The sequence below is a fragment of the Marinagarivorans algicola genome (assembly GCF_001292705.1).
In the GTDB taxonomy this organism is placed as follows: domain Bacteria; phylum Pseudomonadota; class Gammaproteobacteria; order Pseudomonadales; family Cellvibrionaceae; genus Marinagarivorans; species Marinagarivorans algicola.
This window is the reverse complement of the sequence record NZ_LGAK01000021.1, coordinates 13421-36413: the sequence shown is the minus strand read 5'-3', so window position 1 is coordinate 36413 and position 22993 is coordinate 13421. Positions and strand designations below refer to the sequence as shown.

The following is a 22993-nucleotide window of genomic DNA, read 5'->3' as shown; positions in this document are numbered from 1 at the left end:
AAAAACAAGTATCTTTTTTACAATAAGATACATGGCTGAATGGATACGAGAGTGATCAGGTCTCTCTTATTATCCTGATTTTTGTACACTATACATATCCCACATGGGTAAAAATATACCCAGCGCCAATACAGTCACAAAACCTGCCATAACAACAATTAAGATCGGTTCAATTTTAGCACTCAATGTTTTCAGGTCATAATCAACTTCACGCTCATAAAAATCGGCAACTTCTTCTAATAATTGGTCGACCTGACCACTTTCTTCACCCACCGAAATCATTTGCAAAATTAACGGTGAGAACAATTGCGTGGCTACATGCGTGCGTATAAGACTATCACCACGCTCTACGCCTCGCCGAATCCCCTCGATCTTTTCAGCAAGGTAAGGGTTATCGATTGCACGTGAACACAATGTTAATGCCTGATTAACGGGTAACCCGGCTTTAAGCATTAAAGCAAAACTGCGTGCGTAGCGTGCCATTAAGGCGCGACTAATTGTTTCCCCTACCACCGGCAACTTTAACTTAAAGCGCCCCCAAATTTGAGCACCTTTTGGATTGCGTAAAAATAAGTATATGCCGGCAGCGATAATACCGGCGATAAGTAATAACACCCACCAGTAATGGATAAAAGCACTAGAGGTAGCCATTAATATTTTGGTCACTAATGGTAAAGGAGCATCGTATTTTTCGAACATCGCTGCAAACTTAGGCACCACAAATACATTTACAATTGTCATCGCAATAGCAAGTGCAATAATCACAAACATAGGATAACGAATAGCGGATTTAATGCTTTTGCGCGTCGCTTCATCGCGCTCTAAATAAAACGCTAACTGTTTAAAAACATCCTCCAGTTTACCGCTACTCTCGCCTACATTAATCATGCTCACAAACAGATGGTTAAAAACTACAGGGTGCTTTGACAAAGCCGCCGATAATGTCATACCGCTTTCTAAACGATCAGAAATATCATTTAACACCTCACGAAAATGCTCATGACGTATACTCGCAGCCAAGCCTCTAATCCCGCGAACTAAGGGGATTCCTGACTTCGTAATCGTATACATTTGCCGGCAAAACATAATCAGCTCAACCGATTTTATTTTTTGACTACCCAGTAACACACCAAGCTGCATACCCGCGGATGCCACCATAGTCACTTCGGTAATATTAACCGGTGTGACTCCACGCGTTTGTAACTGCAAGGCGACAGCATCAGGCGAAGCAGCGTCTAAAACGCCGGTAATCGGCTGGCCTTGATTAGTGCGACCAAAAAATTTAAATGTCGCCATTAGGACTATCTACCGTCGCTGTACTAGGATCGGATAATGACACATCATGAATCTCATCACTCGCCGCCGCAATAGCGGGTAATGACGTCGTCGCAGGCGATGGAACCGTGGATGGTGGCTTAGGGGTTGGTGGTGATGCAATAGACTCGTCTTCAACTTGCGCTGTGACTTTAAGTACTTCCTCTAACGTCGTTAGCCCTTCAATCGCATAATCTAAAGCACCTAAACTTAAAGGCCTATAGTGCGGATGATTATGAGCCACTGTATTAAATTCTCGTACATTATTATCGCGCAAAGCATTCGCCATGGCTTGGTTCAATTCTAATAATTCAAAAACACCAATTCGGCCATGGTATCCTGTGTTGTAGCAATGTGAGCAGCCTATACCACGATAAAAAGGTATACTGTCATCGACCCCTAAACTCTTCAGTAACAGCCGCTCATCACTAGACGGCATCGCGGGTTGCTTGCAACTTTCACAAATTTTACGCACTAGCCGCTGGGCAATAATAGCTTTTAGGCTAGAGGCAACAAGATAAGCATCAACACCCATATCAACTAAACGCAATGCAGAGGCTACCGCATCATTGGTATGCAATGTTGATAACACCATATGCCCAGTCATTGCCGCCCTAAGGGCAATTTCTGCAGAACTTGCATCTCGTATTTCACCCACTAATAAAATATCAGGATCTTGCCTTAAAGTTGCTCGTAGTACACGGGCAAAATCTAAGCCTATTTTTTCATGAACTTGCACCTGGCTAATACGAGGCAATCTAAATTCAACAGGGTCTTCTACCGTAATGATTTTTTTCTCGGGTGTATTTAGCTCGCTTAACCCTCCATACAACGTCGTGGTTTTTCCACTACCGGTTGGCCCCGTAACTAACACCAAACCATGTGGACGCGTAATAATATGCCTAAATCGCTTCACATATTCCGGAGTCATGCCCACACGATCAAGCTTTTTAATACCTTGAGAGTGATCGAGCAATCGCATAACAACTGATTCGCCAAATTGCACCGGCATTGTCGATAACCGCACATCGATATTACGCTTATTAATGGTCAGCTGAAAGCGGCCATCTTGTGGCAAGCGCTTTTCAGAAATATCTAAATTAGACATCAATTTTAAGCGCACCACTAACGCCCCAGCAATGCGCTTTTCATTCATCACCGTCTCGGCCAACACGCCATCAATACGCTGGCGAATACGGAGCACATGTTCATCCGGTTCAATATGAATGTCTGATGCCCGCGTCTTAAGCGCTTCTTCAAAAATCTTTTGTAACAACTTGACGACGGGGGCATCAGTATCTTCAACCGAAGATAGCAACTCACTTAAATTTAACGCTTCACCACCCAACTCTTCATCAAGTTGCTCTGCCAGTGATGCTATTTCACCTGCACGACTATACGCGGTATCAATAATATCCATGAGTTCCGATTCACGGACTACTGCCGGTTTAATATTTTCCTTTAAGGCTTTATGAGCCTCGTCAAGGCCAAAAATATCGGTAGGATCGCTCATACCTAACAATAAGCCATCAGGATCACGTTTTAGTACAACTAAACGATAACGTCGCGCAATGGTCTCTGGCAGTATTTGAACAAGCTCTTTATCATATTGAAACTGTTTAAGGGCAATAAAAGGGTAATTAAGCTGCTTAGAGAGTAAGGTTAGTAGTGTATTTTCTTCAACATAACCCATCTCTATTAATTGCCGGCCCAGCTTATGGCCTGTATTTTTTTGCTCGTCTAAGGCATTTAAAAGCTGCGCTGATGTAATAATTTGCTGCGCGACCAACAAATCACCAATACGAATTCTCTGCTGAGTTGTCATAGTAAACCCCCTTAGCACACTACTCACAATATCTTGACTTGCGCTATATTATTTCCTATAAATGAGTCGCGTAATAAGATATGTCTAAGTTTTTGAGTAGTCTATCCATATCATGACTCATATCATCATTTTTGCTTTCTGAATTCGTTACCAACTTTTTCAAAACGCTGAAGACTATTGCGAATATCATCTTTCCAAGCGTTTGCATCCACAACTACTGGTCGCATTAAAATCACCAACTCTTTTTTTGTCTTACGATCTTTTTTTGTTTTAAAGAATAGATTTAGCAAAGGAATGTCACCTAAAACAGGGCGCTTACCATCATTTTGAACTGTTGTTTCCTGCATTAGCCCACCGAGTACCACAACTTCACCGCTATGCGCCCTTACGATACTATCACTTTCTCTTATTTCTCTAAGTGCAAGCGGTAAATCATACTCATCATTACCCACTGTAAAAACTTTTTGCTGATCTTCTACTGTACTCACTAATGGATGCACATGAAGCACTACAGCACCATCAGCGCTAATTTGAGGTGTTATATCTAAAGAAATACCACTAAAAAAAGATGTGAGCTCTATCTCTGGCGAAGTTGTCGTCGTCGCCGCACTGGCTGTTGTATTACTTTTAACTCCGGTCACAAAAAATTCATCCGTACCTACTCTTATCATCGCTTTTTGATTATTTACGGTACTGACTCTAGGGCTAGACAAAACCTGTACAGAGCCCTGTGTTTCCAAAAAGGCCAGCAAACGAAATATATCATTAACCACGACCACCGAAGAAAAAAGCTCACCATTTTCTTGCGCACCTAAAATATTGGGAACAGTGTCAAAATCAGAAACATTATTGGTATAGGTCATTTGATTTCCTAATTGCTCCCAATTAATACCAGCTTCATATCCATCACTTAAAGTGACTTCTAATATCTTGGTTTCTAAAATGATTTGCCGATTAATATTAATCTGTGATCGTTCTAAAAATCGCCGCACTCTATTGATTTCTTTTGGTAATGCCTTAACAACAATCACACCCGCATGAGGATTGACAATCACAGATCGCCCCTCAATAGAGCCAACAATAGCATTTAACGTTTCTTCTAAATTCTGCCAATAATCCGTACTGCTTTTTGTTGTAATTTGCGTACCTGAAGCACTTTTTTCCTGACCGCCTGCTGTGCTATTACCACCCTCTTGGCTACCGCCACCATTAGAGCCTGTAATCGCACTGATAGCGACCGATGTTTCAGTTGAACTTTCTCGAGAAATATTTAAGTAATCAACATCAAAAATTTCTGTTCGTAATTTTCTTGGATAAATAACATACACATTATTATCATAGGAATATTCATAACCGTAAACATCACGCGTCACATTCAATACATCAGCGACTGTAACATCATTTAATTCTAAGCTAATAGAACCCGTAATTTCAGGGTCAGTGACTACGTTAACGCCTGCATCAGATACCAAACTTAAAAAAAATGTCTTCGCCGGTAAATTTGTAACTGATAGATTCAAGCGATTAGCTTTTTTAGGCTGGTGCTTTGTGGTCGCCACAAAAGCGTCAATATTTTTTACATCGTCTTTGAATATTTTCTGGTCTTGTTCACTGACAATTTTTGTCATTTCTCTTTCGCCAATCAGCTCACCGTTTATACGAGCACAAGCTGACATAAAAACCAGCATACCCACTAGAGGTATTATACGAAAAGCAAAAAGAGTGATTATCTTCATGACATTACCTGCAGATTATTATTGAATCAATGAGAGTCGCATATTAAGTAAAGAGCGCTTACCTTTATGACTGTAAACGACATACTTATCATTGATCTCTTCAATTTTTGCACCATTAATAACGCCTCCTTCATACACTCTTTGACCATTAATAATTGCAAAATTTTTACCGCCAACATTTGCGATTGCAAAAAGCATTAAATCAATTTCACTCTCTGTTACAATCACTTTATGCAAAGGCGTTGTAGGGTCTCTTAAAGGCCCAGCCAGTGCATCGGTATTCATCAATACGAGCATCGAAAAACCAACCATCACATAGTATAGTTTAGTGCCGGCTGCATTATTATTACGACCTTTAGGTACACTCCTACTGCTCACCCAACATACCCTCATCTGTCGATAATGTGTAAAGCTCTATCTCAACAATAGCATTAGGAAATTGCGCCACCTTATAATCAATACCTTCCCAATAAAAGCGCCAAGTTAAATTCTCGAGGACCTGCAAAAACTCCATGACTTCAAAATAAGTGCCCTCAAGGCGTAACCGAATGGCGTGGCGATAAACCTTTTCGGAAGGTAAAGCCTGATCTTCCGAGTCATCACTTTCATGACCTGACAAATAATCTTTGGCCGCGCGTGCAATCGCTTTCAACTTGACGACTTTACCACTTAAATCTATTGCCTCTGGCGGCAATGTTCTTAACGACTTAAGGTTCATTTGGCTAGCACTTTTAGAAACCTCGCGCAAAATTTCAGGAAGTTGCTCACTGGCAATTAACCGTAGAGATAGCTCTTCTAAGCCACCTTCGAGCTGCAATAGTCGCCCCTGAAGCTTTAAACGTTCACGCTTTAAATTAGCATCAGGATCTCGCTGAGCAACACGATCAAAAACTTTTTTTTCTGTTGCAATTTGATCTATTTTTTTCTGAATAGAGATCATCTCCTCAGTCAATAGCGCTTGCTTAGCGCTCGTTGGCAGAATCAATAACGTATCAAATACTAAATATAAACCCGCCAAACATGAACCAAATAGCAATACCCGTTCACGCACAACTAACGCATCAAAACGGCTACAAAGTTCAAGCCAACGCGAGATTATCTTCATTGCTTCACCGGAGTACTAAAAGAGGCTGTTCCGTCATACCCCATAGAAAACTCAACGCCCCCGCTCGCCTTAATATTACCAATATTAATCAATCCAAATTTTGATTTTGAAAAAATTTCTTCTTTTCGCAATAAACCAAAGTATTGAGGGACATCATAAGCATTTAAACCTTCCCCTGACATTTCTATTAACTTACCACCATAAGAAAACGTAAATTGAGAGATTGATAATTTTTCAGAGGCATTAACAGCCATAGCTTTCATCGCGATATGAAAACTAAAATCTTCACCTAGAGTCTGGCCTTGAATCAAGTTAAATAAGCGCTCACGTGATTTTATTTTTTTCTCTAATAGCGCAATAGACATTTTAATATCTTGCCGTGAATTAGGTGACTTTATTGTTTTGCTTTTATCTAATTCTACCCCTAATGCATCCAGAACAAGGTTTTTTTCTTCTAGTTCTTTTTCTAGCTGGCTCAGCTCATAAGTTTTAACATACTGCACCAACAATAAAATAAAAAATACTCCAACAAAAATAGCAGACAAGTATTTTGCACTAAACCAATCTTTTTGTGGTTTAAGTTCGGGTAAATATAAATTAACCTCTTGCATGGGTGGCCCCCGCACGCAACGATCCGCCAATAGCCCCTAAGCACTTTTGAAACTCGAGCGCATCACCATCATCAGGAACACCGAAAATAGCACCAATATCTAAATACTGAATCGACGAAACCAAGCTAACTCTAAGCGTATCACTGATTTTATCTTCGGCCACACCATCGCCACAAATATAAACAACGCCCGGAGCCGCTTGCCCCATTTGCCGTTCGTAATAATCTAAAGAGCGCTGTAATTCTAGGGCCAGTATATCTTCAGGCAACGCTTCTAATAAGCCGGCTTGATAGTCTAAATCAAATTGCCTTGATAAATATAAATTTCCTTTTTTGAACAGGCTAACACTACCTCGGCCCTGTCTTAATCGGGCTATCGCAACACCACGCCCCTCAAAACCTGGGTCGATTAGACTTGTAGCTAGATTGCGCATGACCAACTCATTGATATCAATACTTTTTAAATTCAAATCCACAGCTTTAATGAGCTCTATAATATTGCGCAAGCGTGATAGCTCTGATATGACGACATAGATCATTTTTTTACGTGAATGCGCACCATCTTCTGGCAAATAAAAATATTCAATGCCTGCATCATCTAAAGGCGTTGCGATCAAATCTTTAATCTTCCAGCGTAAAGCACTGCGAACCTCTTCCTCGGGCACATCCGGTGCGTCAACCAATAACAATTGATATTGCCCTTGCGGTAACACTACATTACAAGGCAGTTTTTGCAGATGGTTTGCTTTAACATAGTCACCCAACATTTTAATATTAGACGACTCTAAGCTTGCTGGAAGAAAGTCAACATGCTTAAGTAAATTGCCATAATCGACCGTTTGACGGTGCGCAATAGCAATGCCATCTTCCCTAAACTCAAGCCCTACCGTTTGATCGGAGTGACTGTTTTTTCGCCATTTAATCACGTTAACAACCTGATTTAGCCCTTTATTGGCATTTTCTCTATACGCCGCCGATGGTTGCGCATAAAATTCACCGTTAGCTTAAACGTATTTTTATACACCAATTACCAAACAAATACGGCACGTTAAACTGAGTATAGACGCTCTATCGAAATTGTCTGATATTCATTATTATCCACAACACACGCACCACGAGTAACCTCTTAAACCTTGGCAGCCCCTTATGTTAAATATTGTTTTATTTGAACCTGAAATTCCGCCCAATACCGGGAACATCATTCGCTTGTGCGCTAATATGGGCTTTCAGCTTCACCTGATTGAGCCTTTCGGCTTTGAACTGGATGACAAGCGCCTACGCCGTGCAGGACTCGATTACGCCGAGTGGCAAAATGTTAAACAGTACGCCAACTGGCAAGCCTTTATACAAACCCACCCAAAAATCAGGCTGTTTGCTATTAGCACCAAGGGCACTCACTGGTTTAGCGAGCAAAAGTTTGAGGAGGGTGATTTTTTACTAATGGGACCCGAGACACGCGGGCTCCCCGAAGAGATTAGAACGGCACCGCAGATCAGCGGTGTTTTACGTATCCCGATGCGACCCGAAAGCCGCAGTATGAACCTCTCTAATGCCACCTCTGTGATTGCGTATGAAGCATGGCGACAAATGGGCTTCGAAGGTGCCATTTAAGCCTACCCACTAAACCATTATTTTAGGTTACTACTGAGCCAAGCTGCTCAGCTTTACCCGATAGGGTTGTAACCATTCAGAAGGCCGGAATTGGGGCGAATCAATCATCATTTAGGCACTATTTTAAGCGCTCCCAGCGCTTAAAATAGACAAAAAGTACCATCAGCCCCCTATCAGGTGGAACTTTCAGCTTGGCTGAATAGTGGCATAGCGTTTTGATAGGTATTGTCTAAGCGCCTAAACATCTAAGCACCTAAGCACAGCGGCGACATTGGCGCTGCTTGCTGCTCTGCCCATTCACCCGGCGTATACAAATGAAGTGCCAATGCATGTACGCCAACGCCTGACTTACTGCCTTTTAGCTCTTGCGCTAAAATTTGATACACCGCTTGATGGCGAGCCACCGCTCGCTTACCCTCAAAGTACTGGCTAACCGCGATGACCTTAAAGTGGCTTTCGGAGCCCACAGGCACATTGTGGTTCGCGCTTTCATTGATAACATCAAGATGATCAGGACTGAGTGCTTGCTGTAATTTAAGCACTATAGCCGCCTGTATTGGATTTTGCATATGCCTGCCTTTGTATCGAGCTCTTCACTCATGGAATGGTTTGATCTGCATCTGACATAATACAACACGCCCATCATCGTGAGCTAGCCCAGTCGAAAAAGTCTATTAAATCGCTGGGCCGCTAGGTATCTACGCTTAGCTGTGATATTTTCTCGCCTTTTTGGAAATCTATTATGCCTAAAGCCAGCGAAATCAAAAAGAACGTCGCCATCGAATACAACGGTAAAGTGTATCTTGTGAAAGAAGTCAGTAAATCTGCGGTATGCGGCCGTGCCGGTGGCAGTCTCTATCGTATTCGTATGTACGAAATTGCCACAGGCATCAAAGTAGACGAAAGCTTTAAAGCAGACGAAATGATGACGCTGGCCGATTTTTCACGTCGCGGGGTGACATTTTCTTATGTTGATGGCGATGAGTACGTGTTTATGGATAGCGAAGACTACACGCCGTACAACTTGAGTAAAGAGGCTATTGCCGATGAAGTACCTTTTATCACCGAGAATACTACCGATCTTCAAGTCTTTATCGTTAACGATGTCCCCGTGGCATTAGATTTACCCTCTTCGGTTGATTTAACAATTATCGAAACCGACCCATCAATTAAAGGGGCATCGGCTACTGCACGTACCAAACCCGCCACCCTGAGTACAGGCTTAATCATTCAAGTTCCCGAATATATTGCCAATGGCGATACAGTAAAGGTCAACACAGCCGACCATAAGTTTATGAGCCGCGCCTAGCGACGACCCAACTCAACCTCATCACCAAACCTAACTGCAAGCCCAATAGGCATTGCGGGTATACGCAAATCAACTTGGACCGAGCTGCAACGATTTAAAAATACCAGCATTAGGCACCCAGAGTGCATTGACTGAGTTACTTGAGCCATCTGGGCTTGGCAACCCTCAACGCTGCGTCGTGCAAAGCTCGGCACGGAAATCCTCAAAACATCATTGAGTAGCGCCCACTCAATATCAGCCTATGTAAATATAGCCTGTTGTGGCGCTCTTATCGTAAACGCCAAGTTCCCTTATGAGCAAGGTAATCTGGGCTTACATCACATAAAACACACAATAAACACAAGAGTCATTTGCACCGAGCAATACACAACACCGATAATACTGCTACCTTCATGAGGTGATATAGCGCTCTGACCGCCTGTAGGTACTAGAGCCGACAAACCTCACTCAGCAACGCTATCAACAATAACCCCACTAACGCTACAGACACAACATTGCTATCGACGCAAATAATATTATTATCGACACTGCGTACCCACATCTACGCCAAGCTCACTCGACCTTTGGGTTCGCCACTGTAAAAAGGTGAAACGCTTAATGAAACACTTGCTGATTGCGTGCATCGCACTTTACTTATCTAGCGCGGTCATCGCACAAGATAAACAAAGCTCTATCATTCATTCACACGCCATCACGATTCATGGTGAACCCAAATACCCCAAACATTTTGAACACTTTGAGTACGCACACCCCAACGCGCCAAAAGGTGGCACATTACGGCTCGCCGAAGTTGGAACGTTTGACAGCGTTAATCCTTATGCAATCAAAGGGCGGCCTGAGCGTCACACGCTCTTACTGCTGCACGGATCACTCCTCGAAAGCGCGCATGACGAGATAGGTACCATGTATGGTCATATCGCTCAGTCGGTTGAATACCCCCTATCCAGACAGTGGATTACTTTTCACCTCAACCCTAAGGCAACCTTCAGTGATGGGCACCCTATTACCGCCCATGATGTCGCCTTTAGCTTTAATGCCTTAATGCAAAACGGCTCGCCACGCTACAAGTTATATTGGGCTGATGTTTCAAAAGTAGAAGTGATTAATGATCAAACCATCACATTTTATAATGGCAACCCCGACAATACCGAGCTCTTTCAAATATTAGGTCAAATTCCTGTCTTGGCAGAGCACTACTGGCAAAAGCATGACCTACAAAAATCAAGCCTAGACATACCTGTCGTAAGTGGTCCCTATACATTAGCGCGCGTTGATGCAGGTCGAAGAGCGGTCTACACGCGTATTAAAGATTATTGGGCACAAAACACCCCAACCAGAAAAGGTATGTTTAATTTTGATGTTATTGATGTCACCTATTATAAAGACAACAATGTTTATTTAGAGGCATTTAAAGCCGGTGAATTTGATCTTAACACACGCAATACGGCCAAAAATTGGGCAAACGCTTACAACATAGCCGCAGTCAAAGCGGGCAAAATTATTAAAGCCGAAATACCCAACGCAAATACCCAAGGCTTCACAGGCTTAATGTTTAATTTACGCAAGCGTGAGTTTAGTAGCCCGGCGCTCAGAGAAGCCATCAATTATGCCTATGATTTTGAATGGACCAATAAAAATCTTTTTTATAGTTCGTATACACGATCCAATAGCTACTTTGCGAACTCAGAGTTAAGCGCAACGGGTTTGCCCTCAGCCAAAGAACTCACACTGTTAAAACCGCTCGCACAATATATCCCTGCACAGGTATTTACCCAAGCTTATACAAACCCGCAGACTCAAGGTAGCGGTAATAATCGAGAGAATCTAAAAAAAGCAAAAGAGATATTACAGCGCGCCGGCTTTAATGTAGTCAACGGAAAACTCATTAATCCAAACACTCAAAAACCTGTAACACTCGAAATACTACAGTCCTCAACGCTGTTTGAAGGCTTAATCAACCCTTGGATTAACAACTTAAAAAAGCTCGGCATCGACGCAACCCTCCGAGTCGTGGGCTCAGCCCAATACATTAGCTTGCGCAATAATCGAGATTTTGACGCCTCTATTATTTCTATCGCTCCCACCTCTTCACCGGGTAACGAGCAGCGTGATTACTGGGGCTCTCAGGCAGCCAATCTAAACAACAGCTTGAACCACATGGGCATCAGCAACCGCGCCGTTGACGCACTGATTGAGCATATCATTGACGCCCCAAGCCGCGAGGAATTAGTGATCGCGACGCGAGCACTCGATCGCGTACTGCTGCATTCGCATTACGCTGTACCCTTTCATTACTCACCCATCAGCAAAGTGGCCTACTGGAATAAATTTAATTTTATTGCATCGCCGAAATACGACTATCGTTTTTTTTATGCTCCTCATTTTTGGTGGTATGACGATAAAAAAGCCGATAAATTACCACGCTAAACCCTATGTGGCGCTACATTACAATACGTTTATTATTAATAGGCCCTACACTGTTTGGCATTATGCTTGTGAATTTTACTATTGTACAATTCGCACCTGGCGGCCCTGTTGAGCAAACGCTCCTAAAACTGGAAACGAGCCAATATGCGCCCACTCTAGAGGCAGCGCGCATCACACACCAACACCCCACTAGTCGCCAGCACTTGCCCCAAGAGATTATCGCACAAATAACAGCCCAGTATGGTTTTGATAAGCCCGCACATATACGCTTTTGGCTTATGCTAAAAAACTACGTGCTCTTCGATTTTGGAGACAGCTACTACCGTGATGCCAGTGTCTTATCGCTCATTGCTGAAAAACTACCTACCTCTATTTCGCTAGGTTTATGGAGTACATTACTTATTTACTTAATTTCAATACCACTCGGCATTAAAAAGGCACTGCAACACCGGAGCCATTTTGATATTTGGACAAGCACACTCATAGTGGTAGCCTATGCCATACCAGGATTTTTATTTGCCATTATTCTTATTGTTATTTTTGCTGGAGGCAGTTATTTAGATTGGCTACCGCTCAGAGGCTTAACCTCTGATCACTTTAATACACTAAGCCTAGCGGGCAAAATAAAAGACTACCTTTGGCATTTAATATTACCACTAACAGCCTACACAATCGGGGGGTTTGCCACATTAACCCTACTCACTAAAAATTCATTTCTCGATGAAATCAACAAACATTACGTCACCACCGCTATTGCAAAAGGGCTGAATGACAAACAGGTATTGTATGGCCACGTATTTCGCAACAGCATGTTAATTATTATTGCCAGTTTTCCTACGGCGATTGTGAGTATATTTTTTACCGGCTCACTCTTAATAGAAGTGATATTCTCACTCGACGGGATTGGGCTTTTGAGTTACGAAGCAATTATTAATCGCGATTACCCTATTGTATTCTCTACGCTTTATATTTTTACATTAATCAGTTTACTATTAAAATTATTGTCTGATTTGATCTATCACTGGGTTGACCCTCGCATTCACTTTGATAATCGTAAATAATCATTATGAAACATTCATCGGCAATCGTGACACAGGCAAAGCCCAGTGATCAACCTTTAGCATACTGGAATCCAAGCCCTTTAACACAAAGGCGCATCGATATTTTTTTAAATAATAAACGCGCAAAATGGAGCTTATGGCTATTTGCCCTTATGCTCACCCTTTCACTGTGCTCGCCCATTATTGCCAACGATAAGCCTTTAGTTATTCAATATAAACAAAGCTTTTTCTTTCCGGTATTTAACGCCTACCCAGAAACAACCTTTGGTGGTGATTTTGAAACAACCACTGACTATACAGATCCTTATATCATTGCCCTTATCGAAAAAAACGGTTGGCTTATTTGGCCTTTAATTCCGTACCACTACACAACGCACATTCGCAATCTAACCTCACCTGCGCCATCGTCACCGTCGAGTAGTCACTGGCTAGGTACTGATGATCAAGCACGTGACGTCTTAGCACGAACCCTTTATGGCCTTAGAGTCTCACTCTTATTTGCAATAGGATTAACCTTCGGTAGTAGTCTGATTGGTATTACTATTGGGGCGTTTCAGGGCTATTTTGGCGGCACCATCGATCTCATTGGGCAACGTTTTTTAGAACTATGGAGCGGATTACCCACAGTGTATTTATTAATCATTATCTCCAGCATAATAACGCCTAACACGGCTTGGCTGCTCTTTATTATGCTACTATTTAGCTGGACACGACTCGTTGATTTAGTACGTGCTGAATGCCTAAAAGTGCGCAATCTTGACTACATAAAAGCGGCGCGCGCACTCGGTGTTAGCCATATAAAAATTATACAGCGTCATCTGCTACCTAATGCCATGGTAGCCACAATCGCTTACATGCCATTTATTTTAGCTGGCGCAATATCAACACTCACTGCACTTGATTTTTTAGGCTTGGGGTTACCTCCAGGCTCAGCCTCACTCGGCGAGTTGGTATTACAAGGCAAAAACAACCTGCATGCTCCTTGGCTGGGTTTAACCGCCTTTGTGACACTGTCGAGTACATTAACGCTCATGGTATTCATTGGCGAAGGTGCGCGCGATGCCTTCGACCCTCGATTGAAGGTATCAACATAACTATGCCAGCTTTAATGTCTATTCAAAATTTAAGCATTATTTTTGAGCAGGGTCGCCGTAAAACAACCGTAGTAGACGACATTAATATAGATATTTTTGCCGGCAAAACGCTCGCTTTAGTCGGGGAAAGTGGATCGGGGAAAAGCGCTATCGCATCGTCTATATTACAATTGCTGCCCTACCCTAGTGCCTACCACCCTCGCGGTCGCATCTTATTTGAGAGTTTGGATTTACTACAACTCAATAAACAAAGCTTACAGGCAATACGTGGCAATCAAATCAGCATGATTTTTCAAGAGCCGATGAGCGCACTGAATCCACTACACACCATAGAGCAACAAATTGGTGAGACACTGCGCATACATCAAGGCCTTAATAGGCAACAAGCCAAAATAAAAACCCTTGAATGGCTTGCCAAAGTGGGGATATCTCAGCCGAATCGACGCTTAAAAAGCTACCCGTATGAATTATCAGGCGGTGAGCGGCAGCGCGTAATGATCGCTATGGCACTCGCCAACACACCCAAAATTTTAATTGCTGACGAGCCTACTACCGCTTTAGATGTTACTGTGCAAAAAAATATTTTAGCGCTAATTCATTCGCTCAAAGAAGATTTAGATATGGGGGTATTACTGATTAGCCATGATTTACCTATGGTTAAAAAATACAGCGACAACATTGCGGTTATCTATCAAGGCAGTATTGTTGAGCAAGGCACCGCTAATGATATTTTTAACACCCCGAAGCATCATTACACACAAGCCCTTATAACCGCAGAACCACCCGCTCAAATTCTTCAGACTACACACGCGCATCCGCTATTAACCGGTAAAAATATCCAGGTTCGCTTTGCACTCAATAAACCTATTTTCAATAAAAACAAGCGTTGGTTCAGCGCCGTTAACAACGTCAATATACAAGTCAATAAAGGTGAAACATTAGGTATTATTGGCGAAAGTGGATCAGGAAAATCAACACTCGCCATGGCATTAATGCTTTTACAAAAAAGCGAGGGTGCTTTATTTTTTGACAACGTAGCATTAAAAAAACTTACACCTAGACAACTACGCACTTACCGCAAAGCCTTCCAGGTCGTTTTTCAGGATCCTTTTGCGAGTCTGAGTCCACGCATGAGTATTCATCATCTTCTTATCGAAGGGCTCGATGTATTTGAGAAGCATCTCAGCCAACAACAAAAAACGCTCAAAGTGATTGATGCGCTAAAAGAAACCGGCTTAGACCCCAGTATACGTCACCGCTACCCTCACGAATTTTCAGGCGGTCAAAGGCAGCGTATTGCGCTGGCGAGGGCACTTATTTTAAAACCTAAACTGATTATTCTTGATGAGCCCACCTCCTCACTGGATCGTATAGTGCAAAATCAAATCATACAGCTACTCAAAGCACTGCAAGACAAATATAACCTCTCATATATTTTTATTAGCCATGATCTAAAAGTCATTCAAGCTTTAAGCCATTATATTATAGTTATGCAATCTGGGAAGATCGTAGAGCAAGGCCATGCCACTCAAGTATTGACCGCACCCACTGCACCCTACACACAAACACTCATAGATGCCGCGCGCAATTAATACAGTGCACTGAGTGTACCCCATATTTTTAGTGTGCTGACTCAATAAAAGCTTTCGGTACAAAGTAAAAACTTCCCCCTTCATGACCAGCCTCTCGTATAGGCTTCATTTCAGGCTCTTGTCGCAGCACTAGCCGATCTGCCCGTTGTCGAACATTCACAGACAACAGCGAAAATAATTGACTATCGCGTAAAGGCCTATCATTATTTTCAAGCACATCAATTAACGCACCGGCAAAAATAGAGTGATCGGCCTTATTACCATCAAGTACCGGTCGCTTGCCACCAGAAGAAATTACAATACGTGCGCGCCTTTTGATATCCGTTTGGATAGCAGCGCGAGATAACTTGGCACTACTTAAACCAAATAAATACGGGCTTTTATCTTCCCCTAAGTAGCCCGCAAAGCATGAATCTGCAATCACCAATACCGAACGTACCTTTAACCGATCTAAATGATCACTAATGACAGCATTATTCAGCCAGTGAGTAATATTATTACCTTGAGCATCGACGGGTAACCAATAGCCTCTCTCTGTTTTACTGAGACCTACATTCGATAGCTCACCATGCCCTGCATAGAATATTAATAAATTATCATTAGCGCCCAGCGTATGAAACAAACGACTAATAGCCATTAAAATATCTTTTCCTTCACCATTTTTAATCAACTGCGTTGTAAACCCATAACGGCGCTCAAGTACTTCTTGTAGGCGCTCAGCATCTTTCACGGGTGAGCGTAAATCATCTAAAAATTGATATTCTTGATTACCTATAATTAACGCATAGTAGCGACCAAAATTTATACTGTGTGCGATTTTAGGGTCTCCTAAACTCATATTTTCAGGAGTCATAAAATCGTTACTTATGATATTTCGGTACGCAAGATTCATAGCGTCTAAACGATTTTGAAGTTTTGAGCGTTCATCCAAAGAATGATTATATAATGCACGTAATCCCGTCACATGCCGTTGCGCACTCTTGATTTCTTGTTTATTTTGAGTAGCGCTTGATAATTGCTGCTCAAGCTCAAGAATGGTTTGATTTGCTGCGGCTATGGCGCTTTTAAAATGGTTTTTCTCTTGCTCTAAAGCAGCCCGAGCATCTTGACTTAACAACACGGCATTATTATCGATACCTGAAGCCAATCGATAATAATTGAGCGCTTTAATGAGGTCTCGCTCAACACCCATCCCTCTTTCGTACAGCAAGCCAATATTAATTTGAGCCCGTGCAAAGCCTTGATCAGCCGATTGGCCATACCAATAAAATGCTTGTGTAAAATCAGGTTCAACTCCCAAACCTTTCTCGTAAATTTCACCAACATAGTTTTGAGCTTTAGCATCTCCACGCGTGGCCAGCGGTAACCAGACATTGAGGGCACTGTGATAATTTGCACGATCGTAAGCCACATACTCTCCGCCACGGATATGACAGTCATGGGCGGTAGTTTTACTCGCTCGGCGTGTACCCATATACTGCGCATGCCCCAATCGGCGCACCTGTGCGGGCAATAAACAATCCACAATCTGAAAATCTTGCTTATGTATTACCTGCACTATCGTCTCGTGTGAAGAGTTATCAGTGGCACTGCATGACAGCAATAAAAGTACTAAAAGAATAGAGCGATATACGCCACCTACTGTTAATGCTATAAGCACGATTCTTTTCACACGTCAGCTCCAGCATTTTGTGACTCATAGAAGGGTTTTAAGGTATTGCACGAATACCATCATGGCAGCGCTTTGTACAATTACGGATTCAATGGGGGATGAGTACGCGCTTTCAAATCACTAATTGCTTTACGTATTTTGTAAGGACTACTCACAAATTCATTTTCTAAAAAAACCTCTAGCGCGACTAAATATTCACTCACTTGAAACTCACTCAACCCCCTTTCGCTTGCTTGCTGCACTAATTGAGCAACGACAGCATTTGTTCTTTCTTGAATAATAGCGCGTACTAGTTTGATATTACGCGTCTTTTTATGCGCAGCACTCATTTGGACATCTAACCACGCTTGCGAATAAAGTCGATGCGCAAGATCCACATCCTTAGCCGCTAAAGAGCGATCCCCCTCTCTCACCAAGGCTGCAACTGTTGCCAACTCAACGGGTAAATGTGCTAGCGAGGGAACACGCGTACTCCAATAACTTTGAGCTGCCACGGAACACATGATGGCCACTGCACCAGCGGCGATTAAACTGGCAATCGTATTGCTATACTGGCGCGCCTTTATCGCATCAATAAACTCGCCCGCATTGGCAAATGAAAGCTCAGCATCAAACCGTAATGCCTTACGCAACGCGCGCATGTGGCGAAGCTTTAAGCCGAAGACGCTTTCTACTTTTAAGCCCTGCTCTTGAGCCTCTAGTGCCGATACAGGTAAACCATAATGCGTGGTATAAGGGTGTCGACCGGTGAGTAATTGATAGGCTACGCAGGCCAAGGCAAAGACATCATCACGTGCGCTAATCGTCTCGCCCTGTAAGCTAGCCACTGTTGCATAATTGGGTGTCAGTGCAAATGCAGTGAGCTTATCGCCTGCCGTCATGGGTTCTTGGGCGGCATTAATCACCCTAGCAATACCAAAATCTAAAATCTTCACGCCACCATCTTGCGACAAAAATATATTGGCAGGTTTAATATCGGCATGCACAAATCCCTCTTGGTGCGCATACGCCAAGCCTCTCGCTACACGCTCTACAATACGCATGGCTTTTGAATAGCTCATGGTGCCATGTTCAGCCAAATACTCTTTTAGCGTTTGCCCCTCTAAGTACTCCATGGAGATAAACGCCGTATCACCGCACCGATCAAAATCAAAGACAGTCACAATGTTGGGATGCGACAAGGCTTGTGCTTTTTTGGCTTCACGCTGAAGCGCTTGTAAGGCACCCTCTTGGGCTTGGCACTGCTCATTGAGTAACTTCAGCGCGACAAATGGCGAACTATCCTGCATTTCTTCACGTAGCAAGTCTTTGGCGAGATACACATCTCCCATTCCGCCACTGCCTAATGTTTTAATTAAACAAAACCGATTACGCAGCACTTTGCCTTCGGGTTGCTGCCGTAAGCGTTTACGTTCAGCGGTTTTATCAATACGCGCCAAAAAGCTTAATTTACTCGGATCAACGCCAATGACCTTCTCCTTTTGCGTTTGGCGCGAGATATTACTTTTAGTCACAAGGTGATTGTCCGATGGTTCACAGCCACGCAGCGCTTGCGGACAAGGTAATGGTGAATCGCTGGATTTTTGATCACCTAACTGATGACGTACAGCCTCGATATCGAACATGACTGTAAAGCTCCCCAAGTGCAAAGGCGCTTATTATTCATTATTTCTTACATTTTTGATAGCTCATTTAATTCCAAAGTACTAACACCAATCATGGCATCCAATGTTTTAGAATGAAATTCGCGCCGATATAAAATGAGTACAGTAAATGCCGCAGCTAATAAAAACACCCAAATATTCAGGAGCCAAGCCAATACCGCCAGTGAAAAATAAAACGCTCTGAGTCCTTGATTATAAGTATGCCCCGCCCGATCAATCACTTTTGACATAAACCGAACATAATTTTTACCTGTTGCACCATCTAGGTCGGGGTCTTTATCGAGCGGGGCGGCACCTAATAGCACCGCACAAAAACCATATTGCCGCATCGACCATGTAAACGTAAAAAAAGCGTATATATGAATTAGCAATACCACAATCAGCTTAAACTGGACACTGATCGCATCAGTAGGCACTGCAAAAGGTAGTGTAGGCAAAATGGCATGTAACTGCTCCGACGAAGCTATCCCCGTCACCAAACCCGCAATAATAAACAGTGATGTAGAAGCTAAAAAGCTTGCATTACGCTCTAGGTTATTCAGTAAAGAAGCATCCGCAATGCGATTATCTCGACGCAATAGATTACTCATCCATCGCTTGCGGTATTGATGCAACACTGAAGAAATACAAAAGACATGCCTAGCTCGCCTGCGCGAAAACACCGAATACCCCCACCAACACACTAACAACCAGCCTAAACCGAATAAATCTTGTACGTGCGCCAGTACCCATTCATTTAAATTCATATTGCTTTCACCCGATGACCACACTCCACCGTGCGGCTTAATATTGTGTATTGCACTGCGTTAATCCTCGTCGCCCGAACGACAAGCAAGCAAGCTTGAGCATTGAATGATGAGATTTTATGAAAACACGTAGAATCATCCAACACAGGCCCTTTATACTGTTATCCTAAAGCATTCGCTACATCATTTAGCGAGCATCAACCCAACATTTATATAGACTATTATTAAGGCGATACCTTTATGCCCCTCTCGCACCCAGCGTTTAAACTCGTTCGCAACCAAGCGGTTGAATCTTTAAACATCACGATCGAAGAATACGAGCACATTGAAACCGGGGCGCAGCATATTCACCTAGCGGCCAATAATCCAGAAAACGTCTTTCTTGTTGCTTTACGCACCGTACCGCAAGACTCAACCGGTGTTGCGCATATTTTAGAGCATACAGCGCTTTGTGGCAGCCAGCGCTACCCCGTGCGCGACCCTTTTTTTATGATGACACGTCGCTCACTCAATACCTTCATGAATGCCTTTACCAGCAGTGACTGGACGGCCTACCCTTTTGCCAGCGTTAACCGCAAAGATTTTAACAACCTACTCGATGTGTATTTAGATGCTGTCTTCTTTTCTCGTCTTGATCCATTAGATTTTGCCCAAGAAGGCCATCGCCTTGAGTTTTCACAGCCCGATAATGCGCATAGTGACCTTGAATATAAAGGTGTTGTTTTTAATGAAATGAAAGGCGCTATGAGCTCGGTTAACTCCCAGCTGTGGCAAACACTAACAAAGTATTTATTTCCCACAAACACGTATCATCATAACAGTGGTGGCGAGCCTAGCTGTATTCCGGATTTAACCTACGATGAGCTGGTCGCTTTTTACAAAACGCATTACCACCCAAGCAATGCTATTTTTATGACCTACGGCGATATCCCAGCCGTCGAGTTACAAAACAAAATTCAAGATCAAGCGCTCGCACAGTTTAAGCGCTTAGACACGCATATTCATGTGAGTAATGAGAAGCGCTACTTCGCGCCAGTTAAAATTGAAGAGCATTACCCACTCAATGAAGAGGATCTCAGCCATAAAACACACCTTGTTAATGGCTGGCTATTAGGTGACAGCACTAATTTAGAAGAGGTGCTCAGTGCTCATTTACTTAATAGCGTACTTATAGATAATAGCGCTAGCCCATTAATGCTAGCACTCGAAACCACCGAGCTTGGCCAAGCACCTAGTCCGCTGTGCGGCCTCGATGACTCTCAAAAAGAGCTGATTTTTGTGTGCGGTATAGCCGGCAGCGAAAGAGAGCATGCCGATGCGCTTGAACAATTAGTACTAGGCACCTTAAAACAAGTAGCGGCCGAGGGTGTACCGATCGAAGATGTCGAAGCGGCGCTTCATCAATTAGAACTACAACAACGCGAAGTCGGCGGCGACAGTTACCCTTATGGGCTGCAATTGATTTTAAATGCGCTAACCGCGGCCACCCACAGAGGCGACCCCGTTGCGCAATTAAATGTGGATGCAGCACTCGAGGCTTTACGAGTAAAAATTCAAGACCCCAACTTCATACCCGATCTTATTAACCGCTGGTTACTCAACAACCCACATCGTGTGAGCTTAACTCTCACCCCCGATGCCGAGCTCAATGAGCGAAAAGACCAAGCCGAAAAAGACCAGCTCGCCAACATCAAAGCCGCATTGAGTGATGAGCAAACCCAGCATATCATCCAACAAGCGAGGCAATTAAAAGAGCGCCAAGCACAAATCGATGACGACTCTGTACTCCCTAAAGTCACCTTAGATGATGTGGCCCCGCAAGAGATCATTATTCCATCCACATTCAACCAAACGCTCCCTAACAGCCAACAGCCCTTAATGGGTTACGGCGCAGGCACCAATGGCTTAGTGTATCAACAGTTGGTGTGTGAGCTACCCGCTTTAGACGACGAACTACTGCCTCTATTACCGCTTTATTGCGCACTGCTCACTGAGGTCGGTATTGGTCAGCACAGCTATCTTGATGTACAGCGCTGGCAAGCCCGTGTGTGTGGCTCCATTAGCGCATATTCCAGTATTCGTGGTAGCGTTGATGACACGCATAAGCTTAATAGTTTCATTACCTTATCGGGTAAAGCGCTCAGCAGCCAGCATGCTCAATTGTGTGAATTAATGCGCGCCACCTTTACCGATGCCCGTTTTGACGAGCAAGGGCGTTTACGTGAACTTATCGCGCAAATGCGTACAGGCCGCGAGCAGAGTATCACCGGTAGCGGCCACGGCTTGGCCATGCAAGGCGCCGCCATGGGCATCAGCCCCAGCGCGCAGCTCAGTTTCAATCTGACCGGCCTAGAAGGCATTCGCAAAATTAAGGCTTTAGATGATAGCTTGAACACACCGGCCAACCTCAATGACCTACAGCGACGCCTTACAGCAATTCACCATGCTATTAGCCAAGCGCCTAAGCGCTTTTTATTGGTGGGCGAGCATCAGCCACTCAAGCAATACAGCAAAACCTTTGCCGAGTACTTTGATGCCGCTAAAAATACAGCAAGCGAGAGCACTTTCTTACCTTTTACTAGCCATTTTGAAGCTCAGCATACACAAAGCGCTTGGCTGACCAACTCACAAGTGAGCTTTTGTGCCAAAGCCTACCCCACTGTCGCCAGTGATCACCCTGATGCGGCGGCCTTAGTTATTTTAGGTAACGTGATGCGCAATGGGTATTTACACCGCACAATCCGCGAGCAAGGTGGTGCCTATGGTGGCGGAGCCGGGCAAGATAATAACAGTGGTGCGTTCCGCTTTTACTCGTATCGCGACCCACGCTTAGGCGAAACATTAACAGATTTTGATCAAGCGATTGAATGGGCAATGAGCACCGATCACAGCTGGCAAAGTGTCGAAGAAGCCATTTTAGGTGTTGTGAGTAGCTTAGATAAACCCGACTCGCCTGCTGGCGGCGCTAAACGAGAGTTTCATGCGCTGATTAATGGCCGCACCCCCGAAACCCGTCAGCGCTTTAGAGACAGACTCTTAAATGTTAAAGGCGCCGATCTACCTCGTGTCGCGCAAGCGTATTTGGTGAATCAACAAGCACACACTTGTGTGATCACCGATAAGAGCAAGCAAGCAGACGTCGAGGCATTACAGTTAAAAATATTTAATTTATAGCCCGCCGCTCGCCTGTTCGTACACCCCCGTTCGCACACACATCGCACTTGTGC

The 22993-nt window shown here is 43.5% G+C and carries 18 protein-coding genes; 7 read left to right on the top strand and 11 right to left on the bottom strand.

Features of this window, described 5'->3' with window-relative positions; genetic code table 11:
• Nucleotides 1-69: 69 nt before the first annotated feature.
• The 7 genes from AC438_RS08795 to AC438_RS08765 form a co-directional block, all read right to left on the bottom strand.
• A complete protein-coding gene (locus AC438_RS08795) occupies nucleotides 70-1296 on the bottom strand; it encodes a type II secretion system F family protein (protein ID WP_053980884.1) in 1227 nt (408 codons plus the stop codon).
• Nucleotides 1283-3139, bottom strand: coding sequence for a GspE/PulE family protein (locus tag AC438_RS08790; protein WP_082354049.1), 1857 nt, complete (start codon nucleotides 3137-3139; stop codon nucleotides 1283-1285). The genes AC438_RS08795 and AC438_RS08790 overlap by 14 nt, the downstream gene beginning before the upstream one ends.
• Before the next feature lie 125 nt (nucleotides 3140-3264).
• A complete protein-coding gene (mshL, locus tag AC438_RS08785; RefSeq protein ID WP_082354048.1) occupies nucleotides 3265-4875 on the bottom strand; it encodes a pilus (MSHA type) biogenesis protein MshL in 1611 nt (536 codons plus the stop codon).
• A gap of 18 nt (nucleotides 4876-4893) precedes the next feature.
• The gene (locus tag AC438_RS08780; RefSeq protein WP_053980882.1) at nucleotides 4894-5253 is read right to left on the bottom strand and encodes a hypothetical protein; all 360 of its coding nucleotides are present in this window, start codon (nucleotides 5251-5253) and stop codon (nucleotides 4894-4896) included.
• Nucleotides 5243-5980, bottom strand: a complete 738-nt coding sequence (locus AC438_RS08775; RefSeq protein WP_053980881.1) for a hypothetical protein — start codon at nucleotides 5978-5980, stop codon at nucleotides 5243-5245. Before AC438_RS08775 ends, AC438_RS08780 begins: the two co-directional genes overlap by 11 nt.
• Entirely contained in the window at nucleotides 5977-6591 is a 615-nt protein-coding gene (locus AC438_RS08770; RefSeq protein WP_053980880.1) for a hypothetical protein, read from the bottom strand. Before AC438_RS08770 ends, AC438_RS08775 begins: the two co-directional genes overlap by 4 nt.
• Nucleotides 6578-7516 (bottom strand): hypothetical protein, encoded by a 939-nt coding sequence (locus AC438_RS08765; RefSeq protein WP_053980879.1) that lies wholly within the window; start codon nucleotides 7514-7516, stop codon nucleotides 6578-6580. The genes AC438_RS08770 and AC438_RS08765 overlap by 14 nt, the downstream gene beginning before the upstream one ends.
• Nucleotides 7517-7736: 220 nt before the next feature.
• Here AC438_RS08765 and trmL point away from each other — a divergent pair, with 220 nt between their 5' ends.
• Nucleotides 7737-8201, top strand: coding sequence for a tRNA (uridine(34)/cytosine(34)/5-carboxymethylaminomethyluridine(34)-2'-O)-methyltransferase TrmL (gene trmL / locus AC438_RS08760; protein ID WP_053980878.1), 465 nt, complete (start codon nucleotides 7737-7739; stop codon nucleotides 8199-8201).
• Between the two features lie 245 nt (nucleotides 8202-8446).
• Here trmL and AC438_RS08755 read toward each other — a convergent pair whose 3' ends face one another.
• Complete coding sequence (locus AC438_RS08755; RefSeq protein WP_053980877.1) at nucleotides 8447-8770, bottom strand: BolA family protein; 324 nt, start codon at nucleotides 8768-8770, stop codon at nucleotides 8447-8449.
• 173 nt (nucleotides 8771-8943) lie between these two features.
• Here AC438_RS08755 and efpL point away from each other — a divergent pair, with 173 nt between their 5' ends.
• The 5 genes from efpL to AC438_RS08725 all read left to right on the top strand — a co-directional run bounded on the left by efpL (nucleotide 8944) and on the right by AC438_RS08725 (nucleotide 15684).
• The gene (gene efpL / locus AC438_RS08750; RefSeq protein ID WP_053980876.1) at nucleotides 8944-9510 is read left to right on the top strand and encodes an elongation factor P-like protein EfpL; all 567 of its coding nucleotides are present in this window, start codon (nucleotides 8944-8946) and stop codon (nucleotides 9508-9510) included.
• 597 nt (nucleotides 9511-10107) lie between these two features.
• Entirely contained in the window at nucleotides 10108-11937 is a 1830-nt protein-coding gene (locus AC438_RS08740) for an extracellular solute-binding protein (RefSeq protein WP_053980874.1), read from the top strand.
• 62 nt (nucleotides 11938-11999) lie between these two features.
• The gene (yejB, locus tag AC438_RS08735) at nucleotides 12000-12998 is read left to right on the top strand and encodes a microcin C ABC transporter permease YejB (protein ID WP_238376360.1); all 999 of its coding nucleotides are present in this window, start codon (nucleotides 12000-12002) and stop codon (nucleotides 12996-12998) included.
• A gap of 5 nt (nucleotides 12999-13003) precedes the next feature.
• Nucleotides 13004-14092 carry an ABC transporter permease gene (locus AC438_RS08730; RefSeq protein WP_053980872.1) on the top strand — a complete coding sequence of 363 codons (1089 nt, stop codon included), beginning with the start codon at nucleotides 13004-13006 and terminating at the stop codon, nucleotides 14090-14092.
• Between the two features lie 2 nt (nucleotides 14093-14094).
• A complete protein-coding gene (locus AC438_RS08725) occupies nucleotides 14095-15684 on the top strand; it encodes an ABC transporter ATP-binding protein (RefSeq protein WP_202904732.1) in 1590 nt (529 codons plus the stop codon).
• Nucleotides 15685-15712: 28 nt separating this feature from the next.
• Here AC438_RS08725 and AC438_RS16965 read toward each other — a convergent pair whose 3' ends face one another.
• The 3 genes from AC438_RS16965 to AC438_RS08710 all read right to left on the bottom strand — a co-directional run bounded on the left by AC438_RS16965 (nucleotide 15713) and on the right by AC438_RS08710 (nucleotide 19766).
• Entirely contained in the window at nucleotides 15713-17356 is a 1644-nt protein-coding gene (locus tag AC438_RS16965; RefSeq protein ID WP_162230714.1) for a caspase family protein, read from the bottom strand.
• Nucleotides 17357-17436: 80 nt separating this feature from the next.
• The gene (locus tag AC438_RS08715; protein WP_053980870.1) at nucleotides 17437-18981 is read right to left on the bottom strand and encodes a serine/threonine-protein kinase; all 1545 of its coding nucleotides are present in this window, start codon (nucleotides 18979-18981) and stop codon (nucleotides 17437-17439) included.
• A gap of 47 nt (nucleotides 18982-19028) precedes the next feature.
• Nucleotides 19029-19766, bottom strand: coding sequence for a DUF599 domain-containing protein (locus AC438_RS08710; RefSeq protein WP_053980869.1), 738 nt, complete (start codon nucleotides 19764-19766; stop codon nucleotides 19029-19031).
• A gap of 240 nt (nucleotides 19767-20006) precedes the next feature.
• Here AC438_RS08710 and AC438_RS08705 point away from each other — a divergent pair, with 240 nt between their 5' ends.
• Nucleotides 20007-22940, top strand: coding sequence for an insulinase family protein (locus AC438_RS08705; protein WP_053980868.1), 2934 nt, complete (start codon nucleotides 20007-20009; stop codon nucleotides 22938-22940).
• The last annotated feature ends 53 nt before the right edge of the window (nucleotides 22941-22993 follow it).

What these genes read in the sequence shown, in the direction of transcription:
- AC438_RS08775 (WP_053980881.1), bottom strand. Translation starts at nt 5,980, where the DNA reads ATGAAGATAATCTCGCGTTGGCTTGAACTTTGTAGCCGTTTTGATGCG.
- AC438_RS08710 (WP_053980869.1), bottom strand. Translation starts at nt 19,766, where the DNA reads ATGAATTTAAATGAATGGGTACTGGCGCACGTACAAGATTTATTCGGT.
- trmL (WP_053980878.1), top strand. Translation starts at nt 7,737, where the DNA reads ATGTTAAATATTGTTTTATTTGAACCTGAAATTCCGCCCAATACCGGG.
- AC438_RS08795 (WP_053980884.1), bottom strand. Translation starts at nt 1,296, where the DNA reads ATGGCGACATTTAAATTTTTTGGTCGCACTAATCAAGGCCAGCCGATT.
- AC438_RS08705 (WP_053980868.1), top strand. Translation starts at nt 20,007, where the DNA reads ATGCCCCTCTCGCACCCAGCGTTTAAACTCGTTCGCAACCAAGCGGTT.
- AC438_RS08755 (WP_053980877.1), bottom strand. Translation starts at nt 8,770, where the DNA reads ATGCAAAATCCAATACAGGCGGCTATAGTGCTTAAATTACAGCAAGCA.
- efpL (WP_053980876.1), top strand. Translation starts at nt 8,944, where the DNA reads ATGCCTAAAGCCAGCGAAATCAAAAAGAACGTCGCCATCGAATACAAC.
- AC438_RS08715 (WP_053980870.1), bottom strand. Translation starts at nt 18,981, where the DNA reads ATGTTCGATATCGAGGCTGTACGTCATCAGTTAGGTGATCAAAAATCC.
- AC438_RS08770 (WP_053980880.1), bottom strand. Translation starts at nt 6,591, where the DNA reads ATGCAAGAGGTTAATTTATATTTACCCGAACTTAAACCACAAAAAGAT.
- AC438_RS08790 (WP_082354049.1), bottom strand. Translation starts at nt 3,139, where the DNA reads ATGACAACTCAGCAGAGAATTCGTATTGGTGATTTGTTGGTCGCGCAG.
- yejB (WP_238376360.1), top strand. Translation starts at nt 12,000, where the DNA reads ATGCTTGTGAATTTTACTATTGTACAATTCGCACCTGGCGGCCCTGTT.
- AC438_RS08730 (WP_053980872.1), top strand. Translation starts at nt 13,004, where the DNA reads ATGAAACATTCATCGGCAATCGTGACACAGGCAAAGCCCAGTGATCAA.
- mshL (WP_082354048.1), bottom strand. Translation starts at nt 4,875, where the DNA reads ATGAAGATAATCACTCTTTTTGCTTTTCGTATAATACCTCTAGTGGGT.
- AC438_RS08725 (WP_202904732.1), top strand. Translation starts at nt 14,095, where the DNA reads ATGCCAGCTTTAATGTCTATTCAAAATTTAAGCATTATTTTTGAGCAG.
- AC438_RS08740 (WP_053980874.1), top strand. Translation starts at nt 10,108, where the DNA reads ATGAAACACTTGCTGATTGCGTGCATCGCACTTTACTTATCTAGCGCG.